The organism is Flavobacterium sp. (assembly GCF_036405015.1).
In the GTDB taxonomy this organism is placed as follows: domain Bacteria; phylum Bacteroidota; class Bacteroidia; order Flavobacteriales; family Flavobacteriaceae; genus Flavobacterium.
In genome coordinates this window covers 15243-36758 of the sequence record NZ_DASWYK010000147.1, presented here as the reverse complement: position 1 = coordinate 36758, position 21516 = coordinate 15243, and the positions used below count along the sequence as shown (strand labels likewise).

The 21516-nt window shown below is 32.4% G+C and carries 20 protein-coding genes; 13 read left to right on the top strand and 7 right to left on the bottom strand.

Annotation, left to right across the window (positions count from 1 at the left end; all coding sequences use genetic code 11):
- Positions 1-141 precede the first annotated feature (141 nt).
- The 7 genes from VGE71_RS11465 to VGE71_RS11435 all read left to right on the top strand — a co-directional run bounded on the left by VGE71_RS11465 (position 142) and on the right by VGE71_RS11435 (position 6775).
- The gene (locus tag VGE71_RS11465; RefSeq protein ID WP_331138450.1) at positions 142-642 is read left to right on the top strand and encodes a tetratricopeptide repeat protein; all 501 of its coding nucleotides are present in this window, start codon (positions 142-144) and stop codon (positions 640-642) included.
- Positions 643-854: 212 nt separating this feature from the next.
- Positions 855-1754 carry a MerR family transcriptional regulator gene (locus VGE71_RS11460; protein ID WP_331138449.1) on the top strand — a complete coding sequence of 300 codons (900 nt, stop codon included), beginning with the start codon at positions 855-857 and terminating at the stop codon, positions 1752-1754.
- 39 nt (positions 1755-1793) lie between these two features.
- Positions 1794-3260, top strand: a complete 1467-nt coding sequence (locus VGE71_RS11455) for a phytoene desaturase family protein (protein WP_331138448.1) — start codon at positions 1794-1796, stop codon at positions 3258-3260.
- Positions 3261-3264: 4 nt separating this feature from the next.
- A complete protein-coding gene (locus tag VGE71_RS11450) occupies positions 3265-4104 on the top strand; it encodes a phytoene/squalene synthase family protein (RefSeq protein WP_331138447.1) in 840 nt (279 codons plus the stop codon).
- Positions 4105-4349: 245 nt separating this feature from the next.
- Complete coding sequence (locus tag VGE71_RS11445; RefSeq protein ID WP_144218152.1) at positions 4350-4790, top strand: sterol desaturase family protein; 441 nt, start codon at positions 4350-4352, stop codon at positions 4788-4790.
- Positions 4791-4828: 38 nt separating this feature from the next.
- Entirely contained in the window at positions 4829-5338 is a 510-nt protein-coding gene (locus tag VGE71_RS11440; protein WP_331138446.1) for an SRPBCC family protein, read from the top strand.
- 141 nt (positions 5339-5479) lie between these two features.
- Entirely contained in the window at positions 5480-6775 is a 1296-nt protein-coding gene (locus VGE71_RS11435) for a deoxyribodipyrimidine photo-lyase (RefSeq protein ID WP_331138445.1), read from the top strand.
- A 253-nt stretch (positions 6776-7028) separates the two neighbouring features.
- Here VGE71_RS11435 and VGE71_RS11430 read toward each other — a convergent pair whose 3' ends face one another.
- Both VGE71_RS11430 and VGE71_RS11425 read right to left on the bottom strand, forming a co-directional pair.
- Positions 7029-8333, bottom strand: a complete 1305-nt coding sequence (locus VGE71_RS11430) for an ABC1 kinase family protein (protein WP_331138444.1) — start codon at positions 8331-8333, stop codon at positions 7029-7031.
- On the bottom strand, positions 8333-8992 hold the full coding sequence (locus VGE71_RS11425) for a TetR family transcriptional regulator C-terminal domain-containing protein (protein WP_144218144.1): 660 nt from the start codon (positions 8990-8992) through the stop codon (positions 8333-8335). Before VGE71_RS11425 ends, VGE71_RS11430 begins: the two co-directional genes overlap by 1 nt.
- 98 nt (positions 8993-9090) lie before the next feature.
- Between VGE71_RS11425 and VGE71_RS11420 the strand changes: the two genes are divergently transcribed.
- Complete coding sequence (locus VGE71_RS11420; RefSeq protein WP_331138443.1) at positions 9091-10002, top strand: TIGR01777 family oxidoreductase; 912 nt, start codon at positions 9091-9093, stop codon at positions 10000-10002.
- Positions 10003-10090: 88 nt separating this feature from the next.
- On the opposite strand, the gene VGE71_RS11415 is transcribed toward VGE71_RS11420, so the two are convergent.
- The 4 genes from VGE71_RS11415 to rmuC form a co-directional block, all read right to left on the bottom strand.
- Positions 10091-10660 carry a YceI family protein gene (locus tag VGE71_RS11415; protein WP_331138442.1) on the bottom strand — a complete coding sequence of 190 codons (570 nt, stop codon included), beginning with the start codon at positions 10658-10660 and terminating at the stop codon, positions 10091-10093.
- A 222-nt stretch (positions 10661-10882) separates the two neighbouring features.
- The gene (locus VGE71_RS11410; protein ID WP_331138441.1) at positions 10883-11284 is read right to left on the bottom strand and encodes a VOC family protein; all 402 of its coding nucleotides are present in this window, start codon (positions 11282-11284) and stop codon (positions 10883-10885) included.
- A gap of 40 nt (positions 11285-11324) precedes the next feature.
- Positions 11325-11873 (bottom strand): acyl-CoA thioesterase, encoded by a 549-nt coding sequence (locus VGE71_RS11405; RefSeq protein ID WP_223711383.1) that lies wholly within the window; start codon positions 11871-11873, stop codon positions 11325-11327.
- A gap of 205 nt (positions 11874-12078) precedes the next feature.
- A complete protein-coding gene (gene rmuC, locus VGE71_RS11400; RefSeq protein ID WP_331138440.1) occupies positions 12079-13452 on the bottom strand; it encodes a DNA recombination protein RmuC in 1374 nt (457 codons plus the stop codon).
- Between the two features lie 197 nt (positions 13453-13649).
- On the opposite strand from rmuC, the gene VGE71_RS11395 reads away from it, so the two are divergent.
- From VGE71_RS11395 to VGE71_RS11375, 5 genes are read left to right on the top strand one after another with little or no spacing between them, the layout of a single operon-like run.
- Positions 13650-14528, top strand: coding sequence for a protease complex subunit PrcB family protein (locus tag VGE71_RS11395; protein WP_331138439.1), 879 nt, complete (start codon positions 13650-13652; stop codon positions 14526-14528).
- Positions 14529-14535: 7 nt separating this feature from the next.
- Positions 14536-14934, top strand: coding sequence for a hypothetical protein (locus VGE71_RS11390; protein ID WP_331138438.1), 399 nt, complete (start codon positions 14536-14538; stop codon positions 14932-14934).
- A 51-nt stretch (positions 14935-14985) separates the two neighbouring features.
- On the top strand, positions 14986-15537 hold the full coding sequence (locus tag VGE71_RS11385; protein WP_331138437.1) for a sigma-70 family RNA polymerase sigma factor: 552 nt from the start codon (positions 14986-14988) through the stop codon (positions 15535-15537).
- The gene (locus VGE71_RS11380) at positions 15534-17189 is read left to right on the top strand and encodes a hypothetical protein (protein ID WP_331138436.1); all 1656 of its coding nucleotides are present in this window, start codon (positions 15534-15536) and stop codon (positions 17187-17189) included. Before VGE71_RS11385 ends, VGE71_RS11380 begins: the two co-directional genes overlap by 4 nt.
- A gap of 42 nt (positions 17190-17231) precedes the next feature.
- Entirely contained in the window at positions 17232-17756 is a 525-nt protein-coding gene (locus VGE71_RS11375) for a MepB family protein (RefSeq protein WP_331138435.1), read from the top strand.
- A gap of 50 nt (positions 17757-17806) precedes the next feature.
- Here the strand turns inward: VGE71_RS11375 and VGE71_RS11370 are convergent, their stop codons facing one another.
- On the bottom strand, positions 17807-21238 hold the full coding sequence (locus tag VGE71_RS11370; protein ID WP_331138434.1) for a T9SS type A sorting domain-containing protein: 3432 nt from the start codon (positions 21236-21238) through the stop codon (positions 17807-17809).
- Positions 21239-21516: the final 278 nt, after the last annotated feature.

The following is a 21516-nucleotide window of genomic DNA, read 5'->3' as shown; positions in this document are numbered from 1 at the left end:
AATGTAAATAAATAATCTAACCGAAACTGATTTTATCTCATTATCTAAACCATTATTTAAAAAAGAAATTCTCTTACAAAATAAAAACTTTCTTAAATTCGTTTTCAGAAAATAACGAATCACTAATCCCAAATTAGTTTTATGAAAAACCTACTATTAGCATCATTTATGATGATGACCTGCTCTATCTGGGCACAATCTGCAACTGGCTATTTTGACAAAGCCATGAAAAAAGCTGAAGCTGGAAATACCAAAGGCGCAATTGCCGATTACACAAAAGCTATTAGCATGAATTCTAAATTTGTCGAAGCGTACCAAAATCGTGGTGTGGCAAAATACAAATTAAACGATTTAAAAGGTGCCGAAGCAGATTTCAGCAAAACCATAGAATTGGACAACATGAATGCAGATGCTTTTACTGGCAGAGCCAATGTGTATTACAAATTAAAAAATTACAAAAGCGCCATCGATGACTGCACTTCTTCATTAGGTTTAAATCCGAAGGATTATATCGCTTATAATTTAAGAGGTTTAGCTTATAATGAAAATGGCGACAAAAGAAATGCCTGCAAAGATTTTACTAAAGCAATTGAATTAGGAAGTCAAAGCGCCATAAAAAACAAGGCGAATTACTGTAAATAATCAAACTTAAAACAAAAAACAGTCTTCTTATTTTAATTTGAAGACTGTTTTTCCTTTATTGCCAAAGTAATAATTTTCTTAAGAAAAAAATACCTGATTTTAGGTAAAAAATATATTTTAAATACATAAACCGCTAATCTTCTATCTTTTTAATGTGCTTTTAAGGTTGCATATTAGATTTTGTTTTACATTTGTTGACCTAATCGCGAAAAATGATAAACAATATAAAAACTGTTTTCAGCATAAAAGATCTTGAGAACTTATCTGGAATTAAAGCGCATACGATACGCATCTGGGAAAAGAGATACAATATCCTTGAACCAATGCGAACCGATACCAACATAAGATTTTACAATCTACACAATCTTCAGAAACTTTTAAACATCACGTTATTACACGAATATGGTTATAAGATTTCTAAAATAGCAACGTATCCCGAAGAAAAAATTCCGCAGTTGGTACGCGAAATAATCTCCAAGAAAAATTCTCAAAACTACGCCATTACTTCATTCAAAATGGCGATGATGAATTTTGATCAGGAATTGTTTTTCAACACTTTCGATTGGCTTATTTCTGAAAAGACTTTTAAGGAAGTTTTTAAAGAACACTTTTTACCCCTTCTTAAAGAACTTGGCTTGTTATGGCAATCTGAAACGATAACTCCTGCAAATGAACATTTTATGAGTCATTTGATTAAACAGAAAATCTTAATATATACGGAGAGTTTACAAATAAGAAAACCAACCAAAACTGACAGAATTTTTGTTTTATCGCTTCCGCTGAATGAAATTCATCAAATTGGTTTATTATACTTACAATACGAAATTCTAGACAAAGGCTACAAAACAATTTATTTAGGCGAAAGCATGCCAATTGAAAACCTTCAGGATTTAACACGTCATTTTGAGAACATTACCTTCATCTCTTTTATGACTGTTCAACCAGATCGAAGCGTAATCAATCAATATGTAAAATCGATGGGACAGAAATTGCTGCAAAAAAACAACGAAATCTGGCTTATGGGAAAAATGGTCGAACATATTGATCAAAAGGCTTTAAACGACAGAATTCGCATTTTTGACTCAATGGAAGAAACTATTAACATGATCTAATTTTATTTTGTTTAAAGTTTTTCTATATTTGTTAAACAAATGAGAAAAACAATCAAAATAATCGGATCTGGCTTTTCCTCCCTGGCCGCCGCATGTTATCTTGCTCAACAAGGAAACGATGTGACTATTTATGAAAAAAATTCAACTATTGGAGGTCGCGCCAGACAATTTAAAGAAGATGGTTTTACTTTCGACATGGGACCAAGCTGGTACTGGATGCCAGATGTTTTTGAACGTTTTTTTCAAGATTTCAATAAAAAACCATCCGATTACTACGAACTTGTAAAACTAAATCCTGCTTATCGTGTTTATTTCGGGATTAACGATTTTATAAGCATTAATGATAATCTGGAAGATATCAAATCTGCCTTTGAAGAAATTGAAAAAGGAAGTGCTCAAAAACTGGAAACCTTTATCAATCAGGCCAAAAGTAATTATGATATCGCCATAAAAGAGTTGGTTTATCGTCCTGGAATTTCTCCTCTTGAATTAATCACGAAAGAAACCGCTTTAAAACTCAATCAGTTTTTAGGAAATGTGAGTGCTGATATTCGTAAAAAATTCAACAATAAAAAACTGATTCAGATTTTAGAATTTCCTGTTTTGTTTCTCGGAGCAAAACCAACTAAAACACCTTCTTTTTACAATTTTATGAATTATGCCGATTTCGGACTTGGAACTTGGCATCCGAAAACCGGAATGTTTGATGTGATTCGAGGAATCGAAAAATTAGCTTTAGAACTTGGTGTAACCATCAAAACTAATACAACAATTGAAAAAATAATTGTTGAAAACAAAACCGCAACCGGAATTGTTATTAATGGAGCAATCATAAAAGCTGATATTATTTTAAGCGGAGCCGATTATCAGCATACCGAAACTTTACTAGAAAAAGAACATCGCGCTTATTCTGATCAATATTGGGAAAGTCGAATTTTTGCGCCTTCTTCACTCCTATTTTTTATTGGTTTCAACAAAAAGATTGAAAACATCTCGCACCATGCTTTATTTTTTGATACTGATTTTAATCAGCATGCGATTGATATTTACGATAATCCAAAATGGCCTGAAGAACCTTTATTTTATGCCAATTTCCCATCTAAAACAGATTTAACAGCTGCGCCAGAAGGAATGGAAACGGGTTTCTTTTTAATTCCGCTTGCGCCAGGAATTGAAGACAACGAAACACTACGAGAAGAATATTTTGAAAAGATAATCACTCGTTTTGAGCAACTTACACAACAAAAGATAAAAAATAACATTATCTTTAAGAGATCATTCTGCAAAAATGATTTTGTAGCAGATTATAATGCCTACAAAGGAAATGCATACGGAATGGCGAATACTTTATTGCAAACGGCATTTTTGCGACCAAAATTAAAAAGCAAAAAAGTTCGTAACTTATATTTTACAGGACAATTAACTGTTCCTGGACCAGGTGTCCCGCCTGCTCTAATTTCAGGAAAACTAGCAGCTGAATTAATTCAAAAATCTTTAAGATCTTAAAAAAATGAAATCATTATTCGACGCCGTTTCTTTCAAATGCAGTAAGCTGGTTACCAAAAACTACAGCTCTTCTTTTTCGATTGCCGTAAAAATGTTGTCACCAAGCATACGCGACGCCATTTACAGCATTTACGGATTTGTACGCTTTGCAGATGAAATTGTAGATTCTTTTCATGATTATGAAAAAGAATACCTCATTGAAGATTTTGAAAAAGAATATTATAAAGCAATGGAATTGGGAATTAGTTTAAACCCTATTCTTAATTCTTTTCAACATACCGTTAAAGAATATAATATTACAGACGATCTGGTTCAGGCATTTTTAAAAAGCATGAAATTGGATCTTATAAAAACAACTTACAACAACCAAACCGAATATGCCGATTACATTTACGGTTCTGCCGACGTTGTGGGTTTAATGTGCTTAAAAGTGTTTGTTTCTGGAAAAGAACACAAATACGAACAATTAAAAGAAGAAGCCATGCGTTTAGGTTCGGCTTTTCAGAAAGTAAACTTTTTAAGAGATCTAAAAGACGATAATACAATTCTAAACCGAACTTATTTTCCGGGAGTCAATCTGGAAAATTTCAATGAAGATTCTAAAGAGCAAATCATCAAAGAAATTGAAGAAGATTTCAGAATCGCTTATCAAGGAATTGTAAAATTGCCTATAGAAGCCAAATTTGGAGTTTATACGGCTTATGTTTATTATAAAAAACTGCTTAAAAAACTAAAAAATACGCCATCGCACGAAATTGGAAATGCAAGAATTCGAGTTTCTAATTATACCAAAGCGGGACTTTTGGCTCAGTCTTTTGTGACTTATAAGCTGAAATTGGTTTAGTTTAAACACATAGAAACATAGAAATTAGAGATCAAAAAAAGGCGTTTCACTAACATACATACACATAGCACTATGTGTTAGAAACTAGTTTCTTTCCAGATTCTTTCCTAGTAAAATAAAATCTATGTTTCTATGTGTTGAAAAAATTAAGCACCAAAATAAAAAATCATTTGAGTTAATCTTTTATAATCTAAAGCTAAACCCAACAGATTTAAAACTATAATTTTAATTACAACATTTATAAAATGATTTCTTTTTTAATCTTTTTAGGCGTTTTTTTATTCATGGAATGTGTTACTTGGCTTACGCACAAATATGTAATGCATGGTTTCATGTGGTATTTTCATGCCGATCATCATCAGCCGAAATATGAAAACACCTTTGAGCGTAACGATATTTTCTTTGTCATTTTTGCTACTCCAAGTATTATCTTATTCTACTTTGGCGTTCAAGGCGGATTCAATTATTTGTTTTTCATAGCCTGCGGAATTACACTGTACGGTGTTTGCTATTTTTTAATTCACGATGTTTTAATTCATCAGCGTTTTAAATGGTTTAAAAACACTAAAAACAAATATCTCATCGGACTCAGAAAAGCGCATAAAATACACCACAAACACCTCAACAAAGAAAAAGGAGAATGTTTCGGAATGTTGTTTGTACCCTTTAAGTATTATAAAATGTAGCCTTCAAAAGCCATTTGTAACAATTGAATTTAAAAAAAATGAAATTATACAAAATAGCAACCGTTCAATATGTAAATGCCAGTGTAGAAGAATGCTGGGATTTTTTCTCAAGTCCAAAAAACCTGCAGACCATTACACTCGATAATATGAATTTCGAGATTAAAGATTTCGATGACAAACGAATGTATCAAGGACAAATTATAACCTATACTTTGAGACCGCTTTTAGGAATAAAGATTTCCTGGGTTACTGAAATTACAGCTTGTAAAGAAAATGAGTACTTTATCGATATTCAGCGTTTTGGTCCTTATAAATTATGGCATCATAAACATTTTTTTGAACGAACATCAGATGGAGGAACTAAAATGACTGATATTGTTCATTACGCCTTACCTTTTGGAATTCTAGGACGTTTAATGAATCGATTAGTGGTAAGAAACAAACTAAAAAGCATTTTCGATTTCCGCTATCATAAAATTGAAGAATTATTTAACTCAAAATCACAGCCAAAGATCATACAAATTAATGGCGAGCAAAAAAGCATTTAAACCTAAATAAGTTTAAAAAATAATCTCGCAAAGACACCAGTCGCTAAGTATTTTCTTTTCTTTAAAAACTTGGCGACTTTGCCTCTTTGCGAACAATTTTCAAAGCAAAAACTTTAAAATCATCGAGCGAAAATAAAAACAATGACAAAACAAAAAGTTTCCTTTTTCTGGTTTAGACGTGATTTGCGTTTAGAAGACAACACTGGATTATTTCATGCTTTACAATCTGATTTTCCTGTAATTCCTTTATTTATTTTTGATGAAGACATTCTGGATAATCTTCCTAAAAATGATGCTAGAGTAAGTTTTATTTACGATTCACTTCAAAAAATAAATGCCGAATTAAATACATTTGAATCTTCAATTTTAATCAAAAAAGGAAAAACAAAAGAAGTTTGGAAATCCCTTTTGGAGGAATTCGATATTCAGAATGTGTTTTTCAATAAAGATTACGAGCCGTTTGCTATTAAACGTGATATAGCAATTGGCAATCTATTAAAAGAAAATAATGTTGAATCTTTTTCTTTCAAAGACCATGTTATCTTCGAAGAAAAAGAAATCACAAAAGCAGACGGACTTCCTTATACCGTTTACACCCCTTATAAAAATAAATGGCTCGAAAAATATAATTTTCTAGGAACAGCTCCAGAATATGATTCGACTTCATTTCAATCTAATTTCTTCAAAAGTAAATTCAAATTCCCAGAATTGTCTAAAATTGGTTTTGAAAAAAGTGCTATAAAAGTGCAACCTCACAACTTAACACAAATTACGAATTATAAAGAAACGAGAGATTTTCCGGCCTTAGACAGCACTTCATATCTTTCACCACATTTGCGTTTTGGAACAGTAAGTATTCGAAAATTAGTGAATTGGGCAAACCGAAAAAATCAGACTTTTTTAAGCGAACTGATTTGGAGGGAATTCTTTATCCAAATTCTATTCAGCTTCCCAAATTGTGTGAATCATAATTTTAAATCGGCTTACGACGGAATTCAATGGCGAAATAATGAAGACGATTTCAAACGCTGGTGTTCCGGAACTACAGGATATCCAATGGTCGATGCAGGAATGCGTCAGCTCAATGAAACGGGTTATATGCACAATCGTGTTCGTATGGTTGTCGCTAGTTTTTTATGCAAACATCTCTTAATCAACTGGCAATGGGGCGAAGCTTATTTTGCCGGAAAACTTTTGGATTTTGAATTGGCTTCAAATGTAGGCAACTGGCAATGGGCTGCTGGAACAGGTTGCGATGCTGCGCCTTATTTCAGAGTTTTTAATCCTGAAATTCAACAAAAGAAATTTGACGAAAAAGGAGCATACATTCGCAAATGGATTCCAGAATTTGATCTTGGTTATAATGAACCAATGGTTGATCACGCCTTTGCAAGAGATCGCGCGATTGCAACGTACAAGGCTGGGATTTTGAAATAAAATTATACTTACATAAACTTGTCATTCTGAGGAACGAAGGATCACACAAGAAGCTCCGCAAAGATTTTGACCTAATGTTAAAACATAGCCCAAGGTTTCAACCTTGGGTACACAATATATTCTTTCTATGGGGAATTACTAATGTGATCCTTCGTTCCTCAGGATGACAAACTAGACGAAAAAACCTTTGTCAAAGTTCAAAACTTTGACAAAGGCTGTTCTTTCTAAATTTGGATTTTGGAATTTACGAAGTCTAGTATTTCAAATAATTATCCACCACAATCTTCGCTTTCAAATCGAACATTAAATTATACAATCCGAAGAAAGTGCGGTTCATGTAGATGAAGTGTTTCGAACCACGGTTTCCGTTCATTTTTTTCAGATTCGTATCTTCAGAAAAGCGTTTTCCTAATTCGGCGATTGCATTGAAGAATTCTTCATCTGCAAAATCGAAAGTTTCGTTTTGAAAAGGTTTTGTAAAAAGTGATAATAAATCATGAAACATAGCCGTAAAATACTCTACTTCTGCTGGCGTATCATCTTCACGAAGGATTTCTAATTCGAACAACTTTTTATTGAAAAGCTCCTCGTTTGTAATCACATTTTTATTGATTAACTCAAAATACGGCGTATAGAAATCTTCTGGAATTTGTTTCATACAACCAAAATCCAAAGCAATTAATTGGTTTTGATCATCAACAAGGAAATTTCCAGGATGCGGATCCGCATGTACTTTTCTTAAAACATGAATTTGATACATGTAGAAATCCCAAAGCGCCTGACCTATTTTGTCTCCTACTTCTTGATCTGTATTTTTAGCCGTAAATTCCGAAAGATGAATTCCCGTCATCCAATCCATCGTAATGATTTTCTCTGATGAAAACTCTGGATAATAATTCGGAAACGTGATATTTTCTATTTTGTTACAAGCATCAACTACTTCCTGACTTTGTTTCAATTCTAGTAAATAGTTAGTTTCTTCGATAAGTTTATCTTCAACTTCTTTAAAATATTTATCAGAATCTTTTCCTTGCAGATTGAACATCCTAATTGCAATTGGTTTTACCAAAGCCAAATCTGAAGAAATACTATTCGCAACTCCAGGATACTGAATTTTAACGGCTAGTTTTTTGTCATTTTTCTTGGCCAAATGTACTTGACCAATACTTGCTGCGTTTACAGAATTCGGATTGAATTCATCAAAAATTTCATAAGGTGTTTTACCAAAGTTATTTTTGAAGGTTTTTAAAACCAAAGGCGCAGAAAGAGGTGGAACTGAAAACTGCGACAACGAAAACTTCTCTACATACGCCTGCGGTAGAAAATTCTTGTCCATGCTCAACATTTGAGCAACTTTAAGCGCACTTCCTTTTAAGCTTTTTAGTCCGTCGTAAATATCTTCGGCGTTGTTTTCGTTTAGTTTATCTCGAGTCAAATCTGGATTTACTACTTTTTCAGCATAATGCTTGATATAGTTTACTCCGATTTTAGCACCAGTTTGAACTAATTTTCCCGCTCTCTCAATCTTCGAGGTCGGAATATAATCGATTGTTTTCATTATCTGCTGTGTATTTTTTCCTTAAATAGAAATTTTCCAAAATCTATTAAATGATTCATTGGCGCTACATTCATCAATTCAAATGAAGCATTAACCGATTTTTCGATAAAAATATCTGTTTTTTCAAAAGCTGCCGATTCGTCTTCCATCCAGAATTTAATGGTCATCATTAACTGCAACCAAGATGATTCTTGAATGGCTTTTTCCTGAAATTTCTGGAATTTTTCCTGCTCCAATCTATAATCATCAGTTAGGATTTCTGAAACGTAATTCTTGAAGCTTTCGCGAAGCGTTGTCAGCTGTACTAAATTTTTAAGCGGGTTTCTGTCGATTTTAAGCGTTTGTAAAACATAACTTCTGTTTGCGGTCAAAATTTCGAAGAAAGTAAAATAGAAACTCAGCATTTTATTTTTCATATCATACTGCTGATATTCTTCGTTTTTATGAAGCAAATTGACCGTGTTTTCAAAAAACAGTCTAAAAATTTCTTTTTCTAAACCTTCTAATGTTCCAAAAAAGGAGTAAAACTCAGCTTCTGTAAAATCATTTTCTTTAGCAAAATGATAAACTGATTTTGGCTTTTGACCTTTTTCTAAAACCTCATCCATGTATTTTGAAACGATATCATCTTTGGTAATTTCCTTTTTTTTAGTCGCCATTTTATTAAAATTTAGAATTTGCCATAAAGGTAAACATTGTTTAAGTACCTTTACTAATCCTTAAACAAGTTAGACTGTTAAATATATTATAAACTATTATGACTCAAAATGTTCTCATTACAGGCGGAAGCGGTTTCATTGGAAAACATTTAACAGATGTGCTTCTAGAAGCTGGATTTTCTGTATCGATTTTGAGTCGTGCTACCAAAGAGAATCTACCTGTAATTACTTATTACAAATGGGATTTAAATAAAAACTTTATTGATGAAAATGCCGTTTTAAATGCCGATTATATCATTCATCTCGCTGGTGAAGGAATAGTAGAAAAAAGATGGTCTAAAAAAAGAAAGAAGGCTATTGTTGAAAGCCGTGTTAAACCAATCGATTTGATTTTTTCTGTTTTAGAAAAACACAACAAAAAGCTGGAAGCTTTTGTTTCGGCTTCAGGAATCGGAATTTATGGCGCCATTACAAGCCATAAAATCTGTACAGAAGATATGACTCCGTCAGATGATTTCCTAGGCACAACCTGCCAAAAATGGGAAAGCGCCGTTGATAAAATTGGCGCTTTAGGAATTAGAACTGTTAAAATAAGAACCGGAATTGTTTTAGGCAAAAACGAAGGTTTTCTAAAAAAATTAGTTCCGTCCTTTAAATCCGGATTTGGTGCAATATTAGGCTTAGGAAAACAATACCTTCCTTGGATTCATATTGACGATTTATGCCGAATCTATCTCAAAAGTATTGAAGACCAAGAACTCGAAGGCCCTTACAATGCCTGCATAACCGATAATACCACAAACGGCAGATTTTCTAAAACACTTGCCAAACAGTTTGATTACGCCATCTGGCTTCCTAAAATTCCGCCTTTTTTCCTCAAATTAGTATTGGGAGAAATGAGCGAAGTTATTTTAACAGGACAGCGTGCCTCTTCAGAAAAAATTCAGAAAACAGGTTTTGAATTTCAATTTACAGATTTAGAAAAAACGTTGATCAACTGTTTAAAATAGATTTTCTAACACATAGAAACATAGATTTTGTAATCTACAAAAAGGCATTTCACTTGTTTAAATTCACATAGCAAACTTGCTTTATAATTTATTTCAAAGTTGCATACATCGTTTCATCGCTATGTACTATTCCTGTCAATTCTGTATTGGCAGTTTGCGCAATTTTAGACGCTATTTTACTTGGAATTTTAATATTGAAATCTGAAACCATAATTGGAAAATCTGAAATGATCTGGATTCCGTCTTGTACTCTTTTAATTAAAGCATTAACGACAATCTCTTTCGTCTTTCCTTTCATGTTCAATTTCCCTTTGATTTCATATTTCTTTTCGATTTCATTAATATCTTTCAAATCGAATTTTTCAATCTTACCTTTAAATACCGCTTTTGGATAGCGATTGCTTTCTAAATAATTTTCGTTAAAATGCTCTTGCATTAAATCTAATTTAAAACGAAAATCTTTGATCATAACAGTACAGATAAATGTACTTGTTTTAGGTTCTAAAAGAATTATAACCTGTCTGTTTACTGCTTTTATTTCTTCAAAAAGAGGCACAGAAGCTTCAAAATTTACTGTACCAGTATTGGTAAAAAACTTGTCTTGTGCCAGTACAGAAAAAGCAGTTAAAAGTAAAAATAATAAGGTAGTTGTTTTCATAATCGTCTGCATTTAAACAATTATGTCATTCCATTTTCCTGTTTAAAAGAAGGTAAAAATTTAGATTCAGATTAAGCTTGAAAAATTGAACGGCAATACTCCGTGAAAAAATTTCGTAACCCTAATGATTACAATTAAAGTTACGAAATTTATGCTTGCATAGTTCTCTCACTTATGCTAAATATTTGTGAATGTTTTGAATGCGAAAATCAGTTTCAAAATTTAAACTACATTTTCTACTTCTGTACAGATTTCAATTAAAAAACCATCCAAATCTCTAACATAAGCTACAACTTGTCCCCATGGTTTTTCTACCGGTTCTAAAACCATTATAGCTCCATGCGAAGTGGCTTTCTGCAAAACTTCTGGAACATTATCTACTATAAAACCTATTTCTATCGCAAAAGGTTTATCTCCTAAACTGCTTTCTAGAAAACCTTCTTTTAAATTTTGCGATGCCAGTGCTTTTGATGCAAATGAAAGTGTTGTCCCTCCTGTAATTAATTCGCCATAATCATGGTCGGGACTTATAAATTTTCGTGAAAAACCAAATGCATTTTCATAGAACGTGATAGATGCCTCTACATCTTCAACGTATAATATTGTATATCCAAACTTTATCATCTTTTCTCTATTTAATGTGTTTGAAATAAATATAAGAAAATTAACTGATTTCTAAAAGAACATTATATTTTTCTAAACTTGCCAAATCTTCAATAGAATTAATTCTAGCCAATTTTTCGTGCTCTTCTACTTCTTTTCGAACCTCAATATGTTTAATTGCTTTTCTGAAACGACGAACTTCCTGCAAATTAGATAAAATCAATCCCGGAACTTGAACGCTTTTGCCTTCTTTATCTTTGGCAACCATTGTAAAATAAGACGAATTACAATGTTTGATTACGCCAGTTTGAATATTTTCTGCTTCTACGCGAATTCCTACTACCATTGAACTTCTTCCAACGTAATTTACAGAAGCTTTCATGGTTACCAATTCTCCAACTTCTATTGGTTTCAAAAAGTTTACGGTATCAACTGACGCTGTCACACAATAATTGCCGCTGAATTTTGATGCCGAGGCAAATGCAATCTGATCCAGTAATTGTAAAATATATCCTCCGTGAATTTTACCACTGAAATTAGTATGCGATGGAAGCATTAATTCTGATATGCTCACTTTTGATGAAGAAACGGGTTTAAAATCTGTTGACATGTTTTTGTTTTGGTATTTTGTGATTAGTTGTATTTTTTTTTAACACATAGAAACATAGATTTTAAATTTCATTAAAAAGAGTAATAAAAAAAGAAACTAGTTTCTAACACATAGCTATGTGCATTTATGAAAGTGAAACGCCTTTTTTAAGTTAACAAAGCCTATGTATCTATGTGTTAAATTTTTAATTTTTAATTTTTAATTTTTAATTCAATAACTCATTTTCATCTGAATTTAAAGCTCTAGAAATAATACTCTCAGGAAGTGATTTTTTGGCTTTTGCGCCCATTTTTTTCAATCTTTCTACGCTTGTAATCAGATTTCCTTTTCCTTCAACCAGTTTATTCATGGCGCTTTCGTATTCTGTTTTGGTGTCTTTTATTTTATTTCCGATTCGCACTAAATCAGATACAAAACCTTCAAATTTATCGTATAAAGCTCCTGCTTGTCTAGCAATTTCAAAAGCATTTTCCTGTTGCTTCTGATTCGTCCACATGCTGTCGATTGTTCTTAAAGTCGCCAAAAGTGTGCTTGGTGTAACAATAACTATATTGCGGTCAAAAGCTTTGGTATATAATGCCGGATCTTCATTTAAAGCTATGGCAAAAGCAGGTTCCATCGGAATAAACAACAAAACAAAATCTGGACTTTCTATTTGATACAAATCGTGATAATTTTTACTTCCAAGACTTTCTACGTGCCTTCTGATAGAATTGACATGTTCTTTTAAAAAATCTATTTTCAAAAGTTCCGATTCTTCATTTACCCATTTTTCATAAGCGCCAAGCGAAACTTTAGAATCGACAATCATTTTTTTGCCATCTGGAAGATTAATTACCACATCTGGCAGCACACGATTTCCTTCGGCATTGGTAAAGCTTTGCTGTACTTCGTATTCTCTTCCTTTTTCTAAACCCGATTTTTCTAGAACACGTTCCAAAACCAATTCACCCCAATTTCCCTGCATTTTGCTGTCGCCTTTTAATGCTTTGGTCAGGTTTAAAGTTTCTTTACTCATTTGTGCATTCATTTCGCTTAAACCAATAATCTGTTGGCGAAGCGCGGCGTGGTAATCGATACTTTCTTTATGAGTTTGATCTACCTTTTGTTCGAAAATTTGAATTTTATCTTGTAAAGGCAAAAGAATACTTTTCATATTTACCGTATTTTGTTCGGTAAACTTTGCCGATTTTTCTTCCAGGATTTTGTTGGCTAGATTTTCAAATTCTTTGGTGAATTTTTCCTGAAGTTCGTTGATTTCACTTTTTTGTTCTTTATGACGTTCCCATAAATTTTCAAAATCGACTTCTTTTTTAGAAAGTTGAATCGCTAAACTGTCTTTTTCTGTTCGAATATTTTCTTTCTCCGCATTATTGAATTGCAACTGTTTCTGAAAATTATTTTTTTCACTTTCAAACTGTTCTTTCTGCATATGTAATTGAGAACTTAATGCATTCAGTTTTTCTTCTAAAATAGCTTTTTCTGACTGATTTTTAGAAGTAGAAAGCAATTTTCCTAAGTAAATTCCAATAAATAAGGCAATGATAAACCCCAATAAAAACGGTAAATAATCTAACATAACTAAGTTTATTTTAAGTAAAAGTACGCAATAATACGTAGTACTTAGTTTTTAAAATCAAAATTTCACGAATTCATAATCAATCCAAACTAAACCAACATTTTATATGAAAGAAAAAAAATAAAAAAAATTGCATCATGTACGCAACCTTTTTTAAAAAGCGCTATCTACAAGATATAAACCTATCAAAATAAATTATGAAAAAATTAATGCTGAGCTTATTTGTAGCTTTTGGATTTAGTGCCTGCTCTCTTAATAATGGAGATGATGCTAATATGAATTGCGGAGTTAATAGTCTTGTAAACTTTACCGGATTTCCATTTTTATGCAATTATACTATTAAAACACCACCACCTATTCCTTCTGTTGCTGTCGTTACATCTCAGGAAGAAATGGATAAATTGTTTACAAAAACTGCAGGAAGCTGTCCAGTTCCAAGTGATCCAAATATCGATTTTACAAAACAATATCTAGTTGGTATTTTTTCGGGCACAAAAAACACAAGTGGTTATGCGGTTAAAATCACTTCTATCGTAGAAAACAACTGTGAGATTATTGTTAATTATTATGAAAAAGGTCCTGCTGCTGGTGAAACAGTAACGCAAACTCCAACTAACCCGTCTGATTTTGTTTTAATTCCTAAAACATCTAAAGGATTCTTATTTAACAAAACAACAGAAAACCCAGATAATATTGTAATTGGAAGTTTTTATAGTGAATGTGTAAGTTCAAATTGCCAAAAATTCTATCAAATTAATGATTACAACATTTTAGAATTCTTAAATGTTGAGTCAGGACAATATGAATTTGGTCAGTACAAATATACTCCAACTATCAAAAGAGGAGATTACAGTTTACTTTTAAAAGATGTTCCTTCTGAAATTTTAGCTTTAAAAGGACAAACTAAAACTTACGGTGCTCCAGATTCTGCAGATCAAGGAGGAATTTATTTCGAATTGCGTCAAGGTGCATCAGTAACCAAAATTTACATTGACAATACTGATACTGCAGATCAAAGTGCTGCGATTATAGCTTTCAAAAAAGTTATTCAGAATAAAATCACAAGCTTAAAATAACTCTATTATGAAACACCTTTTTGTATCTTTTACTGCCTTTTTTCTTTTTGCCAGTTTTATTTCAGCGGATGCTTCTAAAGTAAATTCGAGCGCAATTATAAATACCTGGACTTGGGAAAAATCTGTTGGAGGAACGAACAATCCGTACCTTGCAACTCCGAAAACTATTGGTTTTACCAAGAAAGTTATTTTTACTCACAATGGAAGAGTAATAACTTATAAAAACAATGTAGAAATTAGAAACAGTGCATATGAGATAGAAAAAGGAATAGGTTATTCTGACCACACAGAACATGACCTAATTACCTTTGAAGGTAAAACTTATGTGATAGAAAAACTTGATAATCAAAACCTAACGATTGTAAGTAACAATCAAGATGGTTCCCGAACTATTTTTAAAAGATAGTTTTGTAAGCTATTTAAAACTATTTTTGCAAAATCAAATTTGAACCATTTCTTGAAAGACGAGTTAGAAAAATACATCAAACTGTGCATGAAAAATGACAGGGAGGGACAACTGAAAATTTATCAGTTGTTCTCTCCTGTTTTGTATGGTATCTGCTTGAAATACATGAAAAATGAAGATGACGCGAAAGATGTTTTTCAGGAAGCTTTTGTAATTGTTTTTCAAAAAATAAACCAATATAAGTTTGAAGGAAGTTTTGAAGGATGGCTTAAACGGATTTTCATAAACAAACTCATCGAAACTTTAAACAAAAAGAAAAAAGAGAGTTTCTTTCTCGATGTTTTTGATCCCGATACAGATTTTGTAGAAGAAGAGGAATTAGAAGCAATTCCGATGGAACAGGAAAAGCTTCTAGAATACATTCGGGATTTACCAGATCAATATCGGACCGTTTTTAACCTGTATGTTTTTGAGAAAATGAAACACAAAGAAATAGCCGAATTACTAAAAATCTCTGAAGGAACATCCAAATCAAATTTAAATCGCGCCAAACATATATTACAAAAGCGAATTTTGAGCATAAAAAATTTTAAGATAGCATGAAGAAGCAAAAAATAGAAGATATTTTTTCATCAATGGAAGACTTTTCGAGTGTTCCGCCTCCTGAATTGTGGGCACAAATTGAGGAAAAATTAGATAAACCTAAAAAGAAGAAGAGAGCTATTCTTTGGTGGTCGGCTGCTGCATGCTTATTATTAGGATTGCTTCTGCCTTCAATTTTGCATTTTAGTTCTCCAGAAAATAAAAATTTTGACACTAACGGATTTAACAATAACCACGTAGTTATTGACGAAAAAGGAAATAATACGCCAAAAAACAACACTACTGATCAGGATAAAAACGATAACGAAGTAAAAGATTTTTTAAAAAACAATGCTGCATCAGAAAAACAATTCAATAATTTAAATTCTAAAGGAATTCAAGAACAAGAAACAGCAGTTGCAAATAACGATTCTAAAAACAAAGCCAATAAAAAGGGTTCTGAATCTAATATGCAATTACAGAAAAACGCAAATGTTCCAAATCAGTCTCTTGCTGTTCAGAATTACAATACATCTGAGGATAAAGCCAAAGCTACATCTTCTAGAAAATCTATTTTAGAGAACAATAAACAAAATAATAATAAAAGTATTTCTGAAGAAAGAATTGTTTTTGGAAAAGAAAACAAGTTTAATTCTACAGCTAAACAACAGCTTTCTAATTCGATTTTTGAAAGTTTAGCGCCTTCTAAGAACAATAATAATCTGGCTTTTTCAAAACAAAGTGCTACAGAAAACAATTCAGTTTTTAAACAAAATTCAGAAAAAACGCCAAACGAAAATACATCTGCAGAACTAGCATACAAAAACAACACAAAAGATAATAATGCCAAGTTTAAAGAAAATGCTTTAAGCAAAATCGATTCTGTACAACTTGCAGAACTTCAAAATCTAGAAAAAGGAATTTTAAATCCTGACTCTAAAAAAGAAGAAAAAGAGAAAAAAGACAAACTCATTGACAAAAAAGAGAAATGGGCAGTTGCCGTTTTTGCTGGAGTTGCTAGTTCTGAAAATACCAAAAACGAAAAGACTCTTGGTAACACAAACGATTCTAAACAATCCAACTCTTATGGAGTTAGAACTAAATACAACATCAATAAAAAATGGGCTGTAGGTTCTGGTTTAAAAATTAATGAATTGGGACAAAGTGTTGCAAATGTATCGTATGTAAGTGCCAAAAGTAATACACTTTTTATTCCCGGCGCTTATCTTACTGCCAATGCTAATGCTGCTCCTGTGAGTAATAATCCAGATTACCTTTTGGTATCCAGCACTACAAAAGAAGCTTTAAAAGATGCAACCAATGTTCAAACAGGAAAACTGGATCAGAATCTAAGATATATTGAATTGCCTCTAGAAGTGTCTTACTCTGTTTTTAATAAAAATAAGGCAAGCATTAATTTAAATACAGGAGGATTTGTTGGGAAATTGATTTCGAACAATGTCGCCTTAGATGGACATTCTATTGGACAAAATACTAGTGCAAATGATTATGTTTATGGTTCAACGTTGAGCAGTACATTACAATATCGCGTTTATAAAAAAACCAATGTATTTGTAGAACCTGCAATGAATTACTATATCAATCCGTTAAGCACTCAGTCTTTCAACCAGTTTCAATGGGGATTAAATTTTGGTTTGAATGTTTCGTTCTAAATTTAGTTTAGCGTAATTTTCAAAAAAAATTAATTCTTGTTTATGGATTTTACAGCTTCTTCAATCGATTCTCTTTCAACTGATTTAAAATTGGCAAAAGAAATTGTTTTTGAAAAATCAGGTTTAGAAATCAGATTTCTTCAAAAAGAAAACGAAAGCGAGGAATACAGTGCTTATCGTTTTGAATTAAACGATAAAAAAATCTGTTATCGGGAAGCCAAAATAACTCCAACCAAAACAGGGCAGTTTGTAACTTTATGGAAACGAAATAAAAACGGAATTATTGAACCTTTCGATTATTCTGACTCTATTGATTTTGTGATAGTAAGCGTTCGAAAAGACTTTAATTGGGGACAATTTATATTTCCAAAGAAAGTATTGCTAGCAAAAGGGATTTTTTCGACACCAAACAAAGAAGGAATTCGCGCAACTAGAGTTTATCCGCCTTGGGATGAAACTACGAGTAAACAGGCTCAAAAAACTCAAAAATGGCAGTTAGATTACTTCTTCCCTTTCACAGATCAAAATGATATTGATTGGAAGAACATCAAAAAAATAGTAGAATAAAAAAAGGCAGTCAATTTAAGACTGCCTTTTCTTTTATGTTAAAATCTAGATTATTTCTTGATAATCTTATCTTTAAAAATCACCTTATTATTTTCGGTAACAGTATAGAAATAAACACCTGAAACAAGGTTGTTAACAGAAACAACTGCTGTACTAATTTCAGACTCATTCTTAACGCTTATTGGGCTTCCAATTGTACGTCCGTTAAAATCATACAATCTAATTTTTAGATCTCTTCCTTGTGTTGTTTTAATATCAAAGTTTACAACATCTGTCGCTGGGTTTGGATAAGCTTTTACATAGTATTTGTTTTTTCCAAAATCTGGCGTAGAAAGTACATCTTCTTTTAATTGGAAACGGGCAATAACTGGTCCGTGATCTGAAGTTGTACTGATATAATTTGAAATATCATTTCTAGGATCATAAACTGCAATTGACTTAGCGATATATTGATCTGTTAATTCATTCGAAATAATAATATGATCTAAGAAACTTGGCGGAGTATAATTTAAATAACTAACAGCTCCTGCTTTGCTAATTTCTAAAGTTAAAGGATTAAATCCAGCCGTATCTTCTACAAAACTCTGATAAGATGATGGAGTACTTGCGTTTCCAACCCATGCTTTTACATCATCATTTAAATCTCCTAAAAGAATGATATTTTTATCTGCATAATTGGCATCTAAATCTTGTTTTAGGTAATCAACATCGTATTTACGTTGATTGTATTTCATTACATCAGTACCGCTATTGGCACGTGCGTGAAAATCAATTAAACTAATTTCTTTTTTAATACCTCCAATGTTCGTTTCCAACTCAACCAAATAAGGCAAACGTCCTGAAGCGAAAAAACTATCGTCATTTCTCTCTGTAGCACCTTCTCCTGGATAATTTGGAAGAACCACTACATCATTACGAACTTGATCATACACTTCCTTAAACATCACTTTTGTGCTTTTTACGGTAGTTGTTTGTGTATTGTAAAGTACTACTAATTTCTGAGCTGGATAATTTGGATCACTTGGAGGATCTTGCCATGAATAAGACCAAGAAGTAGAAGTAGCTCTAGCGAAAGTTTTTCCATTGATATTGATCTGTTTAATCAAATCATCTATTGATGTATCACTTGATACTTCTTGAAGAGCGTAAACGTCTGCATTCAATTTGTTCATGACTTTTGCCACATTTTCAATTTGCAACGCATTGTTGGTTGGACCGTATGTATTATTTGTTGATCCAAAAAATGATACGTTGTATGTTACTACATCAAAAGTATCTGCTTTTGGCCATGAAGAAGCCGTAAACGAACCTATTTCTTTATTTAATGAAGTACCTGTAACTGTTAAGACACCAGAAATTGTTGGTTCTTTTGTTGTAGGTGCGAATCTTGCATAAACCGTTTTTCCGGCTGCTGCATCTGCAGAAGAAACAACTATACTAGAAGTAAATGAGATATTATCTGCTGATAATTGATACGAAGCTGGAGCTTGAAGTGTAATATCATTATAGCCCGCTGCTTTAAAAACAAAAGACTGACTTGCAGAAACCGAATTTGGATTTACATCTCCGAAATCTAAAATTGGATTTGAATCTAAATATTTCGTTTCATTGACAACAGCAAAATCATCAAAAGACCATTCTGCAGCGTTCCCACTTCCTCCTGCTGTTGTTTCATAAACCCATGCCAAATAAGTATGATTTGTTTTGTAAGCAGAAAGATTAATATATTGTGATTGAGCGTAAGATCCTGTTGTATTTGGAAATTTACCATCTATTACTGTCCATGTAGCTGTACTTGGGTTACTTGTTCCGTCATAGTCAGTAGAAACCATTAATTTTAAAGATGGTCCATCATAAAATTGACGAGAATAAAAAGATAATAATGGAAGATCAGTAAAACTATCCAAACGTAATTTTGGAGAAATCAACCAATCTTTACTCGCTCCAGAATCAGAAAAACCATTCACAAGAACAGCTCCTGTTCCAGAATTTACGTTTCTAGCCACAGTTGTGTGAGACCATTTGTTTAGTGGTCCCGCCTCATTATATTGCGACCAACCGCTATTTGTTAAAACATTTGCATCGTCAAAACTTTGTACAAAAGGATTTGATCCAAAAGCTGTTACATCAACTGTTTTTGTTGGGCCACCAGTTGTTTCGTGAATAATTTTACCCGTAAAACTACCAATTGCATTTGGAGTAAACTTTACATAAACTGTTGGCGTTGCATTAGAAGCAAAATCAGCAGGAGCAAATGTTAGAGATGATGCGAATGTAGCATTGTCTTTTGAAAGTAAAAAATCTGACTGAGCCGTTACCACAACATTTGCAGTAAGATCTGTAGCTCCTACTTGGTAACTTTTAATTAAAGCATCAAAATTTGGTTCAGTTCCGCCTAAATTTAACACATCAACTGTTGTAGAAATAGCAGGAGGAGTAACACTTATCGTTTTAACATCAATTTTATTTACTGTAGCTTGTACATTATTATATGGATCCTCCGAAATTGAGAAAACAGAATAAGCCGTATTTAAAGATAAACTTGTAAAGCTTTTTAAATATTCAAGAGACGAATTTGTAACATCAAAAACTCCTGATTGTAACGCAGCAGTTCCGCTTGCATTTTGTCCTGCTTTTATTTGTGCAACTGTTGGCTCTGCACTTCCGCCTGCTACCAATACGTAATATGTTTTTCCAATCTCATCAATTTTACTAGTAAAATCGAAACTATCAGCTAGAACATTATCTGTTTTTGGATAACCTGAAACATTTATTGGAGCAAAAGTATCTTTTCTAATATCAATATTATCAATTGCAAAAGATGGACGTCCTCCACCACCAGAAACTTGTCTAGAAGCCCAACGTAACTGCACTATTGGCTGATTGTCACATTCTGCAGGCAATGTAATTTTTCTTAGTTGAGAATTAAGCGGCAGAGTAACATTAGTTGTCTGATTAACATCATTATTTCTGTAAGCAGTTCCTAAAAGTGAAGTAAATTCTCCTGTAGTACCTACTCTATATTGCAAGATCACTTCATTGATTCTCGTGTTTGTAGCATCAACGAAATTTCTTATCGTCATAATATCGTACTGAACCTGTACATTGGTAGTTCCTTCGCTTGAAAAAGCAAAACCAATGGTAAGATTAACATTTCCCGTATTTAAAAATCCTAATTTACCAACATAGTTATAGAAACCACCTCCTGTATTATTTGCTCCTCTACCCGTAATTATAGTATTAGAATCTGTAAAAGTTGGAGAAGTTAGGTACTGAGTTGCTCCGGAAACATTACTACCAAGAGTCCATCCTTGAAATCCTGCAGGAAACTGGGCATCAGTCGCATCCCATCCTTCAAAATTTTGTTGGTACGGTAAGTTCTTTTGAGGGTCTGGCATAGTCTGGGCAAACAAATTTCCAGAAAAGCAGACCAACAAACATATCAAAGCCAAAAGCTGGCGCGAAAAGTAAAGTTTTTTCATACTGTTAAATAATAGAGTTTTTAGAAGTCAAATTTATCGCCTTTAAAGTTAAGCCAGTATTATAAAACCATAAACTTAATGTTTTGGTTTTTGTTAATATTATTCAATAAAACCTAGCTTATACTTAAAGTTAATAAAATAAAACCAATCAAACAGCATTTACACAAAACATTATTCAAAACAAACCATTCAGTAGATAGTTAGAACAAAATCCATGTTTCTTACAAATATTAGTATTTTATAAAACAAAAAAAGCAGTAAACTTTCGCTTACTACTT